The 11,297-nt window shown below is 54.2% G+C and carries 12 protein-coding genes; 6 read left to right on the forward strand and 6 right to left on the reverse strand.

Annotated features, from left to right (window positions below):
- The first annotated feature begins 22 nt into the window (after positions 1–22).
- From V8324_RS15020 to V8324_RS15035, 4 genes are all read left to right on the forward strand, one after another.
- On the forward strand, positions 23–1,069 hold the full coding sequence (locus V8324_RS15020; RefSeq protein ID WP_336420743.1) for a DUF2125 domain-containing protein: 1,047 nt from the start codon (positions 23–25) through the stop codon (positions 1,067–1,069).
- 300 nt (positions 1,070–1,369) lie between these two features.
- Complete coding sequence (locus V8324_RS15025) at positions 1,370–2,443, forward strand: replication initiator protein A (RefSeq protein WP_336420744.1); 1,074 nt, start codon at positions 1,370–1,372, stop codon at positions 2,441–2,443.
- Between the two features lie 292 nt (positions 2,444–2,735).
- Positions 2,736–4,160: a hypothetical protein gene (locus tag V8324_RS15030; protein ID WP_336420745.1), complete on the forward strand. Its 1,425-nt coding sequence runs from the start codon at positions 2,736–2,738 to the stop codon at positions 4,158–4,160.
- A gap of 146 nt (positions 4,161–4,306) precedes the next feature.
- On the forward strand, positions 4,307–4,780 hold the full coding sequence (locus tag V8324_RS15035) for a hypothetical protein (protein ID WP_336420746.1): 474 nt from the start codon (positions 4,307–4,309) through the stop codon (positions 4,778–4,780).
- Between the two features lie 195 nt (positions 4,781–4,975).
- On the opposite strand, the gene V8324_RS15040 is transcribed toward V8324_RS15035, so the two are convergent.
- The 3 genes from V8324_RS15040 to V8324_RS15050 all read right to left on the reverse strand — a co-directional run bounded on the left by V8324_RS15040 (position 4,976) and on the right by V8324_RS15050 (position 8,970).
- The gene (locus tag V8324_RS15040) at positions 4,976–5,761 is read right to left on the reverse strand and encodes a replication initiation protein (protein WP_336420747.1); all 786 of its coding nucleotides are present in this window, start codon (positions 5,759–5,761) and stop codon (positions 4,976–4,978) included.
- Between the two features lie 950 nt (positions 5,762–6,711).
- A complete protein-coding gene (locus V8324_RS15045; RefSeq protein WP_336420748.1) occupies positions 6,712–7,923 on the reverse strand; it encodes an ISAzo13 family transposase in 1,212 nt (403 codons plus the stop codon).
- A gap of 117 nt (positions 7,924–8,040) precedes the next feature.
- Positions 8,041–8,970 carry a hypothetical protein gene (locus V8324_RS15050; protein ID WP_336420749.1) on the reverse strand — a complete coding sequence of 310 codons (930 nt, stop codon included), beginning with the start codon at positions 8,968–8,970 and terminating at the stop codon, positions 8,041–8,043.
- Between the two features lie 648 nt (positions 8,971–9,618).
- Between V8324_RS15050 and V8324_RS15055 the strand changes: the two genes are divergently transcribed.
- Positions 9,619–9,873, forward strand: coding sequence for a type II toxin-antitoxin system CcdA family antitoxin (locus V8324_RS15055; protein WP_336420750.1), 255 nt, complete (start codon positions 9,619–9,621; stop codon positions 9,871–9,873).
- Positions 9,861–10,151 (forward strand): CcdB family protein, encoded by a 291-nt coding sequence (locus V8324_RS15060; protein WP_336420751.1) that lies wholly within the window; start codon positions 9,861–9,863, stop codon positions 10,149–10,151. Before V8324_RS15055 ends, V8324_RS15060 begins: the two co-directional genes overlap by 13 nt.
- 30 nt (positions 10,152–10,181) lie before the next feature.
- Here V8324_RS15060 and V8324_RS15065 read toward each other — a convergent pair whose 3' ends face one another.
- The 3 genes from V8324_RS15065 to V8324_RS15075 form a co-directional block, all read right to left on the reverse strand.
- On the reverse strand, positions 10,182–10,508 hold the full coding sequence (locus tag V8324_RS15065; RefSeq protein ID WP_336420752.1) for a type II toxin-antitoxin system PemK/MazF family toxin: 327 nt from the start codon (positions 10,506–10,508) through the stop codon (positions 10,182–10,184).
- On the reverse strand, positions 10,505–10,723 hold the full coding sequence (locus V8324_RS15070) for an antitoxin MazE family protein (protein WP_336420753.1): 219 nt from the start codon (positions 10,721–10,723) through the stop codon (positions 10,505–10,507). The genes V8324_RS15065 and V8324_RS15070 overlap by 4 nt, the downstream gene beginning before the upstream one ends.
- A 386-nt stretch (positions 10,724–11,109) precedes the next feature.
- Positions 11,110–11,297, reverse strand: a 188-nt coding sequence (locus V8324_RS15075) for a hypothetical protein (RefSeq protein ID WP_336420754.1), incomplete at its 5' end; no start/stop codon positions are given.

Below are 11,297 nucleotides of genomic sequence, written 5' to 3' on the forward strand. Positions count from 1 at the left end.
ATCCAACTGGAAAGGAAAGATGATGCGGCGCTGGCTCATTATCCTCGCGCTTCCTTTGCTCTTATGGTCGGCCTATTGGGGAGCCGCAGCCTATACGCTCAAGCAGGGTGTTGCGGATGTGCTGCAAGGCCAGCTGCAAGGCCAAGAGCACGGCGCGGTCTCCAGCAGCTATACCGAAGCGCGCATCAGTGGCTTCCCAACAGATTTCCAAATCAACATGTCCGACCTGGAGGTTCGACAGGCAGGGGTGTTTTCCTGGACGCTGCCTGAAATGGAGCTTCATGCGCCAAGCTATCAGCCACAGACAGTGCGCCTGGACCTTGATGGTGAGCAGACGGTGCAAACGAGTTTTGGAACTCTGCATCTCGAAGCAAACCTTTTAGAGATAGCCGTGTTTCTGCGCCCCGCCCTGGCCTTGCCTCTGGGACGCGCTCAACTCCAGCTGGAGGAGGCCAGGCTCACTCATGAGGGTCAGGGGGGCCAAGGCGACCAGGGCAGTGACGAGGCTGGTGACTGGCAGTTGGACCTAAAGGCATTGCAGATGGAACTAAGGGACCTCCCGGATGCCAGGCAAGCTGACCAAGGCGACAACGCACCGTACCCTTATCAGTTGAGCCTCGCAGCCACAGATCTGGACCTCTCTGAGATCGGATCGGATCTGCCTCCAGACTATCAGATGATAGAGGTGATCGTCGCAAACCTGGGACTCGGGTTTTCCGACGTCTGGGATCGTTCAGTGCTGAATCAGGGAATGCCACGGTTGGAAACCCTCCTGATCCGTGAAAGCGGTCTGCGCTTGGGAGAGTCGGAGCTCAGAATGACAGGGCAGTTGGAACGAGCCGACACTGGTGTCCTTTCTGGAAGTTTGGTGGTTGATGTTCAGAACTGGCGTGAGCTTTTGGCTGTCTTGCGGGGCGCGGGGTATGTAAATCCTGATGTTGCCGACCTCATCGTTGAGTTTCTTGGGGATCAGTATCCGTCTGACAAAATGACACTGCCGCTTCAGATACAAGATGGACAAATACAGTTCGGTGTTTTCACGCTCGGAGTTCTACCGGCTCTTCCTTGATATCTTCCCTGGTCTGAAGCCGAAGGGCTTATCAAGGGAGGACGGAAGGGCACTTCGCCTATGACGCAACTTATCCACAGGTTCTGTGTGTTAAATATGTGTTATATAATGTGTTACACTGCATAAAACGGTCTGTAAGCTATTGATAGAGCTTTACATTGTAAACTGCGGTGTGTGTAGAGTCACGATAATCTGTGTGTAAAGACACGAAAAAGTGTGTGTAAAGACACGAAAGCCTACACCTGTGTGTGAAATCACGAAAGAGCTTGACAGCGTGTGTGAAATCACGAAGATCTGGCCATGGTGTGTGAAATCACGAAAGATGGCGACCGCTCTCCGTTGCTGCCAGATCGGCAGGAACAAGGCGACTTTTTCGTGTGCGATATATTCGATGCAGCGCCCAAAGGCGATATGGCCTCCATGGCGCATCCGATTTTCTCACTTTCGACTAAACCGGACCATCGGGTCCGGCGGTACGAGGATGGAACGGGACGTAACTACCTTGAGGTGAAACCGTCTTCAGACGGTCTTGCAACCATCCACGACCGCGACGTGCTGATCTACTGCATCAGTCAAATCATGTCGGCTATCAATAAAGGCCAGAAAGTTTCGAAGATCGTTCGTTTGAAAGCGTTTGACCTATTGAAAGCAACCAACCGGCCATCTGACGGACGGGGATACAGCGGACTCCGAAGCGCCCTGATCCGCCTTCAGGGAACACAAATTGAAACCAACATCGTGACCGGCGACGTCGAACAACTGGACATTTTCAGCATCATTGACCGCGCACGCATCGTGCGCGAGACCCGTGACGGGCGTATGCAAGAAATTGAAGTGCAACTGTCTGATTGGGTATTCAACGCTATTCAAGCCCACGAAGTCCTGACGTTGCACCGAAATTACTTTCGACTTCGCAAGCCCTTAGAACGCCGGATTTATGAGATAGCTCGCAAACACTGCGGATCGAAAAAAGAATGGAGGATCAGCCTTTTAGCTCTGCAGGACAAGTGCGGCTCTGCTTCGACCTCTCGTGAGTTCAAGCGCCTTGTTGGTAATATTGTTGCTCAGGACGAAGCGTATAATCACATACCGGACTATGCTGTACGGCTGGATGATAACATGGTCGTATTCCTGAACCGCCACACAGAGAAACCTCTTCTCACAACATCAGCGTCCGGGTCAATTTGTTTGAGTTCTGAAGTCTACCAGGAAGCCCGTGAGGCTGCACCGGGATGGGATATTTATGCCCTTGAACAAGAATGGCGGGACTGGATGGCCGATGGTGGTCTCGATGCGCCTGCCAACCCCGACAAGGCATTCCTTGGTTTCTGCCGCAGAATCTTTGAGAAACGCGGGAATGGGCGAACTAGATGACACGCTCAGACTGCACCGTCTCGCGCTTGCGGGGTTGTGCGACAACCGTTAGGGGTAAGAACACTGCCTACCCGTCCGACGGGGCTATTCCGGTCATCGGTCTATAAGCGTTCGGCAGGATACGAGCACATCCCCCTATCCGAGCTTTCCAGAGAGCGCGATCAGCGCCCGGATAGCGAACACTTGATCCGTTGGTCTGATCGGGCGATGCTGATTTCAAGCGGCAGACAACTTGGGGAACGTCGGTTTTCAGCCCCTGTACGGCCAGACGATCGGGACAGAGAGGTTCATCATGGCAACCGTGAAGAAGACTGCGCAGCCGCACACGCACTCGTGGGATTGGCACAAGATAATCAATAACCTTGACACCAAGACAACGGGGCTGGACCTGAGGCAATTGACCAACGCCCACACCGTCACGACGAGCATGGGTGGCGACAAGAAGATGTCACCCGAGCAGCGAACAATCCTTGACCGTATGCTAGATAAGAAAACCAAGACAGTCATGGATGCCGGTCAGAAGGTGATGCAGAAGCGGATCGACTTACTGCAGAGTAGAGTCGACAATATGACGGTCAAAACATTCAAAAGCCAACGGGAAAAGCAAGAGGCCTTGGAATCACTTATCAAACGCGCTTTCGAAGACATCTGCGAAACCCTGAAGCGTGGCGACGACGAAATCGAAGCCTATGTCGATCGTAGTATCCAGAACTACGTAAAGGGTAAGCACCACAAGAAAAAGAAAGTACGCCAGATTATCAAGCACTCAATAAAGGTGCCTCTTGCGATTGCTGCGATTCCTCTTGCTTTCGTCTTTTCATTCGCTGGAATTACGGCGCCCCTGGGTTTGATTTTCATAAAAAACTCGGCCGCGTCAATCAAGAAGGCGGTCGACTATTACAAAAACCACCACGACGGGGTTGAAGGTTTGGCGAAGCGGATCACCAAGAACGTCGCGATCCTGCAGCCAAAAGCCGATGCGATCGCCGATCTAACTAAGAAAGCTACAAGCGGCGATCCCAACGCCATCAAATCGCTGAAGGGGGCCAAGGCTGAGATGAAGGAAGAGGAACTCGTTGGGTACGCATTCGACACGTTCCTGTCAATCCATTCGAAGACGATCAGTCATACTGCCGATCTCGTGGATAAATACCGCCGCAAGGTAAACAAGGCAAAGCACGCCGCGATCCAGATCGGCAGGGAAATTGAGAAGCTAGAGAAAAATGTCGACAAGACAGAAGATCGTATTAAAGAAATAGAGGAAGATATCAAGGACCTACCTAAAAACTTCCAAAAGCACGGCTTCGACCCTAAAGACAGCAAGCCGATTATAGACCGAATGACGAGAAAAAAGAACGAAAAGAAAAAACACGTTTCGGACATGCGGAACGAAATCTCGCAAATGCGTTCGTCAGTTCAATCCAGTATCGACCACGTCGCCGAGCTAGAGGACGATTATGATACATGGACCGTAAAGCTCGAGGAATTTAAGAATGTACGACCGAAGTCGGTGGCCAAATGGAAGCGTGCGATCAAGGGCCTCGGAATGGTGACCTCTCTCTTGGAAACCGCGTCAAGCGGTGGCTATGATGGAGTGGGCGCGTTACCCACACATGCTGATAAAGTTGTGGCCGCAGTTGGCTACACCGAGCAGGCCCACGACTACGTCGTCGACGGTGCCAAGCAACTCAAGAAAACTGCTGAGAGCGGATCGTAACCTATCAAGGCTGCCGCAGGCTGAGCTTCGTAGCAAACATATTGATATACTGACGAAACTAGGCAACCTTGATTGCAAGCGGTCGTCCGCCCGGGAAATCCCGCATACCGGTAGCCGCGCCAAACCTGAACACAGGAGTATTCCAAATGGTTGACATAAAGGGAAGTTTTTCGGACTCGAGCTATACTTGGGCGGAGGATAGGCCCGGTGGGGGCGGTGGAGGGCCAAGGTCTATGAAACTGTTGGGGGATGGATTGGACAAAGGCTGGAAATGGCCGATCTCGCCGAACCCGCACGAAAATGCCACCTACAACAAAAATCAGAAGGGGCTTTATGAGGGATTTGTAAAAAAGATTAATAATAATTGGCCAAGAAAAAATGACGTCAAGTTTACACCGCTCAAGTCATTTGACGATATTCCAGCTAAAGAGAAACCAAAGAACTTTACAAAAATGAAGAAAGCCGAGCAGGATCGAACCTTGAAGAATTATAATAAAGACAAGCTCGTGGAGTTGGAGGTTGCTGCCCGCGAGAAATATGTATCGGCAGTGATCAAGCATTTGAAAGGAAAGAAAGGGTCCAAGTTCACCTACGGTGGCGTGATGTACACTTTGGGGTGACAACGGATACAGGGAGGGGCCCCCTCCCGTCCTCCTTGGGCTTAGCCCCCGCGAAGGACGATACCGATTTGGATTTCGGCAATCTGACACAACTAACACTCAGACAGAAAACACTAGAATAGTATATGTAGCACGTTTGGACCAAAGACATTCCAACTGTCGGCATGCCGTGCTCCCAGGAGATTTTTAGAAACCCTAAATCTCGGTATCAAACAGGCTTGGGATGTCGACGACCTGCTCGATATCGCCCGAGATCCGTGCCTTGCGGCCTACCTTGGGGCGTTGCAACTCTGCGTAGGCTTTTTTCAACTCATTGACCTCCTTGCGCCACCAGTACACCCGGATCTGGGTTACCTTACGACCGCTCTTCAAGGGCTCAATTTGACAACCGAAAGAGGCAATTGCGTTGATTTCTTCGACCGCTGGAGTGATTGCCCGGAGCTTTAAATTCGAAAAGGTTTTCAGTTTGTCAGGCGGTACGCCGAGGAGCTCTCGAAATGCAGCGAGATCGAAGTCCTCATAGAATTTGCTTTTGAGCCGTACCCGGCGGGCCAGCGCCTCATAGAGAGCCAGCCCGTATTTGGTAGTGAAAGCATGCATCACTGCCAGTTCAAGCTTTCCGAAAACCGAGCTTTCCCGCAGAAGCGGCACCAGCCGCTTGTCAAAAGAGTATGTGAGGCTGCCATGCGCGCGCTCGGGATCGCCCATGTCGTTGCCTCCCAGAAGTGCCACGCGACGGGTGGAGCCGTTAGCGAGACGCACGGTCACAATCGTCTTCATCAGGGCGACGATGCTATCCTCGAGGCGTTCGTTACCCTTGTGGGTGCCACGCAGGTCCGAAATTCGAATTGTCCATTCCTGACCTTCCTTGCCCATTTCAGGGCCGAAGGCGTGTCCGATCAACTGATTATACAAGCGCCGGGCCGCCAGGGTGAGACTGGTAGCGCCATCAATGTCTATCAGTTCGGCTGGCTTGAGCATCTCGCCTGGAGCCGGTGTGAGTTCTAGTGTCCGACCGGGCCGGTCGGAAACATTACTTATGGGGGGATTGTCAGTCACAACACGATTTCCGGAGCCTTACATTACACGTAAGGTATGTAAGAGTAAGGGCATGTGCAAGCGTGCGCTTGCACATGCAACACTTCCAGCAGCCCCAAAAAAGATCCCCCGAAAGGTAAGGAAACTTCCCCCCAGACGTAAGAAATAATCCCCCCAAACGTAAGGCAACCTCCCCCAACTTGTAATATTATCGCTCATAAGCTATTGATATCAAAAATGAAAAATGCCCCGAAGAATGAAGAAGAGAAGAAAAGAAGACAAAGAGGATGGGGCTATATAACCAAACAAAACGCACAAAACGAGCACCGCATACTCTTACTCATACTCTTGCAATAGGCACATGAGCCTTATCTCATGAGATCTAACCAACTGAAATTACATAGAATAATGCAGTTTTCTACACTTATCACACATCGCGTATTTGTAACGCACAGCTCTGGCCGGACCTCTGAGGCGGCAGAAATCCCCCGAAATGTAAGGTTACGCTTCGTCAGCGGTGCTAGAGCAAGGTGCCGGGGCCGGCATGAAAGTTACCTGAACCTTGACTGTGTTTATCGCACAATTTCCCGACCTTACGGCGCGGGCAAAAGAGTGCAATCAAATACAACCTATAAGATAGTAATTCAGTCTTCCCAGACTTCCCCCGAGTTCTACCGACATGAAGTGACATGAACTCGGGTAACTCACTCGTTTCTTTCCTTGGCCTTGAGGTATCTTGGTTCCTCTTCCGCCATAATGCCCGTGCTAACCGGATAAGGTTCGTTCTAAGCGTGTTAAAGCCCGAAATTTCACTCCTAAAACCTAACTTCCAATACGGTAACGATTTGACCTCAAGACACCCTAGTCCCTAAGGACACCCGCAAGGATAACCGCTACGCTATCGGTGACTGCCGCGGTTTGATTGTGTAATTCCATTCTGGATGGAATTGGTCGCCGGTGATGTCGATGCTGGCCATCTCGGCATCGGAGACCTTCACGCCCTTCTCATAGGTGCTGTCGTCGATCGCGCACTCGACCTTGAGCCCGGTCCTGGTCGTTGTCGCGCCGATCAGTTCGACCACGGCGAGCCGATCTGTGAGCGGACGACCGCGCCAGTTTTGCGTGATGTGGCAGAACAGTCGGTGCTCGATCCTGTTCCACTTCGATGTGCCCGGCGGGTAGTGATGGACGTGGACGACGAGCCCGGTCTCGTCGGCGAGTTTCTGCAATTCCGTCTTCCACAGCCGCACGCGCGCTCCGTTGGAGCCACCGCAGTCGGCGGTAATCGTCAACGCACGGGCTTTCGGATAGCGCGCGCGCCCCATACGCTCGCGCCAGGTGCGGATTGACTGAACCGCGAACTCGGCCGTGTCAGCCGTAATCCCGACGCTGACCCATCCCTCATTGGCGGCCACATCATAGACGCCGTAGGGGACGACCTTGCCAAGCGCCTTGTCGACGAAGTCGTGCACCTTCACGCGCTGCGGCTCGCCCCGCGGGCGATAGTCGCTGCCGCCGTTCCTGAAGGCACCCACGAGTTCCTTTTTCTTGGTATCGACCGATATGACGGGCTCTCCCGCCGCCTGTGCCGCGATCACCCTGGTGTTGATGTGCTCGAACTGGGCGTCGCGATCGGGATGTTTCGCGCCCTCATCCGCCTTGCGGTTGACCTGGCGCGAAAAGCCGAGCCTGACAAGCAGCTTGCGCACGCTGTTGGGGCTGATCGCATGGCCCATGTCGCCAAGCGCGTGCGCCAGCTTGTCCAGGCTTTTCGACACCCACAACAGCGGCCGCTCCGGATCGCCCAACGTTGCCGGCTGAACCAGGCGCTCAAGGTCGGCAAGCAGGGTCGGATCGCGCTCCGTCAACAGCCGGGGGCCGCCGCCTTCACGGCGCACCCGGCCGTGCGGCGGCGATGGCATGTCGAGCTCTTTCAGCCCACGCCCGATCGTCGAGCGGGCAATCCCCGTGATCTCCGACGTCGCGGCGATACCGCCGCGGCCCGCTGCGCGGGCCTCGCTCGCGGCAAACACGCGCCGGCCCCGTTCGTCACGCTTCGAGCCGTCCGCTTCCCACCACCGCTGAATCCCCTGTCGATCGATCATGCAGCAACCGGTAACGCCAGAAGCCCCGGCAAGGAATCCCAAAGTGGTGAGTCACACCGCCGCACATCAAGACAAGCGAACCGATTCAATTATCTTTGCGCGCGTCCTAACTGCAGGTCAGGTCGGCGCCACACCCCCCATCCAAAGCAGCGAAGACACGGGACGGTTTCTCAGACTATTGGCCACGATCTTCTGGATCCGGAGCTTGTAGCTGAAGAACCAAAGAAGACCAAAGCTCTCCAACGTATCTCTCCCTCGACCGGGCAGACGGTTATAGGGCACGAACTCCTCGAAGATCTCGTCCATGGCTTCCTGCTTCTGAACCCCCTTCTCTTGGGTCAGGTGATCATACAAGACCGCCTTGGCCACGAAGTCCCCGTACTGAACCATCCTGTTCAGGCCCTGAAAGAGAGCCGTGTCCTTGGTGATCAGGGCATTCTTCACACCTGTCTGAGCCCATCCAGGAAGCTTGTCCGTGGCCTTCTCCAGATAATCGGCCCACCGACCCTCACGGATCTCGACATCGGCTTCAGTGAGGTTCTCCGAGATCGTGCTGAACTCCCCGGCATCGATCAGGGGCTTGATGGTCAGCTTGTCATTGGCATCATTCAGAGCCTTGATCCTTGCCTCTGCTCTGAGCCTGTCTGCTGTCCGGTTGTAATTGCTGGCAATATCGATTTCGAGCTTGTTGATCTCTTCGCGGTTCTTCACATACTGCGTGATCTCCACGAACTTGCTCACCATGCCGGTCAGGGCCTTCACAGGGTTGATCCCACGCACAGCCAGATGCAGAGCATTCGACACCAGGTTCTCATAAGCCACCACGACAGATCTCACGATGATCGTGCTCTTGAAATAGGACACCGTGTCCTGAACAACCTGTTCAGACTTCTTGAGCCTGGCATACGCCTTGTGCCCCAGGATCCTCTTGGCTGCCTTCTTGAACTCGGCCTGTGTCTTTGGATCCCATCTCGAAACACCTGTCCAGGCATCCGTCGTAGAGGCTGACCGATACCCGATCGCATCCTTGACCTGGTCCCTGAGCACTTTTTTGTCTCACCTCAAGACACCCTGAACCCTAAGCGTTTTTCGGCCTTTTTGGCTGAAGGATCGTTTTGAAACTTTCGAAAACGGTCGAGAACGTTTTTAGAACTTCTGAAAAAACGGGAGAACTTGGGGGAAGTCTTCCCAACCTTTGGGTGTAACTTCTTTCTCTATCGATAGATGCGTCTGGTCAGTGGTGAAATGCCGGAGATCTAGACACCGGGACTGCCTGATCATGCGACTGTTCCGGGCTTCATTCCGTTCAACGCCGCTCAACCCAGAGAGTAGTTTTCTGGAAGTGGGTTTGATCAAGCCTCACAAATCTGGTTCTGCTTCGAGTTCATCAGGAGAGGCTGACCCAAGCAAGGGATATCCGGGTTTGTCTGTGTCTTGAGCGCATCCCACCAGGTTATCGATCCTGGATGTGCCTGAGAGCCGCACAGTGGCTCCGTGAGTAGCCTTGTCGCTTATTTTGGTATCCATGTGTAACCCAAAACACCATCATCGCACTCAGTGACCCTGTGAGGGCTTCTGGCGCATATCGTCATGTCCGCAAATCGTGTTGGCCGGTTCGGGATTCCTGTTCTGTGAAGCTTGCGCCGTGTCGCAAGTCGGTATAAATTAAAGGTATCATTGTGGAGTATGATTGGTATGGCAGCGTCGGCTAAGCGCAAGACCTCCCTGACACTTGATATCGAGGCACTTGAGGCTGCAAAGGAACTTAAGATCAACGTCTCCTCAGTGGCTGAGGCGGCACTCATCAATGCCATCGCCGAAGCTCGACGCAAGAGGTGGCTTGCTGAGAACACAGGTGCATTCGCGGCCCAATCGGATTGGCACGAACGCCATGGGCATCCGCTGGCCGATATCATCACATCACACGTCGGAACTTCATGGTCTCCCTGACCCGCTTTGATGTCGCGGAGTACAATGGTGTTTCCATGGTCGTTGTCGAAAGCGACCTTTTGCCGCCCGATACTTCCGTAGTCGTTATTCCGCTTCTCTCTGGCTACCCTGCAGTGCGGCACCTGAATCCTGAAATCCAGCTCAACGGCATGCACCTGATCCTTGCGACACGGCTGATTGCGGCTGTGCGACGGTCGAGCTTGAACCGCACTGGGAGTGTGGCAGACCAAGGTGATCAGATCACCCGGGCGGTAGATGTACTGATGGCGGGCGTATAGAGCTGGTCACCAGTGTTCATTATCTGTGTCTTACCCCGCCACACCCAGAAACAGCGCCAGCGCCCTGTTCACTTCAAGCATGGCGGTATCATCGATCTGGCCGAAAGCGCCTCCGAGCTTGTCCGTTCGAACCGTCATGGCCTTGTCGATCATGATCTGCGACCTGGCGCGCAGCCCGTTTTCCGGCAAGGGTTCGACCGTCAATCGGATCAGCGGCGCATCGACCAGTGTGGATGTGACCAAAAGGACGGTGGTCGTGGCCGTGTCCGGGAACCGATTGGATTGGATCACAAGTGCGGGACGCGGCTTGCCGTGTTCGCCCTGGAGAGCGACCGTCACAAGCTCACCGCGCCTCACTCCCAGCCGTCCACATCGACCAGGGCTTGATCCAAGAAGTCTTTCAAGGCGTCGTCGGCGCGATCCGCTTGGGCCACAAGCCCCGCCTGACGACGACATTCAGCTTCGAAACCGGGGCGACGAGTGTCCGGCACCCAGATTTGAACGGGACGCAGGCCAGCGGCCCGCAAGGCATCGCGGCGCTTCTGGACACGTTGGGAAACAGAGGTTGGCATGGCATCTCCTTTGCACCTCCTTTTTGTTACATGTAACAAAATGGACCGTTCAGTTCAAGTCTGTTGAAGAAGGCGTCTAGCTGTCCTGGATAAGGACGGAGGCTGGCCCCCAGCCCTTTGCGGACGGTCGCTTGCACCACTGCTCGACGAGGAGCCTCCGCCAGATCGGGCGGGCTTTCTCTGCAGGCGCGCAGGCAAAGGTGCCAGCGTCAGCGGGGATTGGCGCCTTCACACCGCGAAGATGTGTCCTTGCACCCCGGCCCGGGTACTCACCGAACCAAAGTTACTCATTACTCACCAGATAAACCACTCGTTCAAAAGGCTCCTTTCGAGAACCTATTCACTTGTTTACTGCCGAACCGAGGCGGGGTCAGGGTAACAGGCCATTAGTTAAACTCAACTTGAAGTTGTAACGTGCAATCAAGAACACACGCCCACCCCATCTTTGCGATTTCATTCTGGGTCCAACCTTCAGTAGGTATGGCTACAGCCGGTTCTGCGAGCTCTACCGCCGCTGGGAGGGCCGGCTGTCGCCGGTGATGCGCCAGCACCATGTCGCGGGCGACCGCGTCTT

It is taken from the genome of Roseovarius sp. D22-M7, assembly GCF_037083785.1.
Classification (GTDB): domain Bacteria; phylum Pseudomonadota; class Alphaproteobacteria; order Rhodobacterales; family Rhodobacteraceae; genus Roseovarius.

Excerpts from the sequence above, each read along its gene's own strand:
- V8324_RS15030 (WP_336420745.1), top strand. The coding sequence starts at position 2,736 with ATGGCAACCGTGAAGAAGACTGCGCAGCCGCACACGCACTCGTGGGAT.
- V8324_RS15055 (WP_336420750.1), top strand. The coding sequence starts at position 9,619 with ATGGCAGCGTCGGCTAAGCGCAAGACCTCCCTGACACTTGATATCGAG.
- V8324_RS15040 (WP_336420747.1), bottom strand. The coding sequence starts at position 5,761 with ATGCTCAAGCCAGCCGAACTGATAGACATTGATGGCGCTACCAGTCTC.
- V8324_RS15070 (WP_336420753.1), bottom strand. The coding sequence starts at position 10,723 with ATGCCAACCTCTGTTTCCCAACGTGTCCAGAAGCGCCGCGATGCCTTG.
- V8324_RS15035 (WP_336420746.1), top strand. The coding sequence starts at position 4,307 with ATGGTTGACATAAAGGGAAGTTTTTCGGACTCGAGCTATACTTGGGCG.
- V8324_RS15025 (WP_336420744.1), top strand. The coding sequence starts at position 1,370 with ATGGTGTGTGAAATCACGAAAGATGGCGACCGCTCTCCGTTGCTGCCA.
- V8324_RS15020 (WP_336420743.1), top strand. The coding sequence starts at position 23 with ATGCGGCGCTGGCTCATTATCCTCGCGCTTCCTTTGCTCTTATGGTCG.
- V8324_RS15045 (WP_336420748.1), bottom strand. The coding sequence starts at position 7,923 with ATGATCGATCGACAGGGGATTCAGCGGTGGTGGGAAGCGGACGGCTCG.
- V8324_RS15060 (WP_336420751.1), top strand. The coding sequence starts at position 9,861 with ATGGTCTCCCTGACCCGCTTTGATGTCGCGGAGTACAATGGTGTTTCC.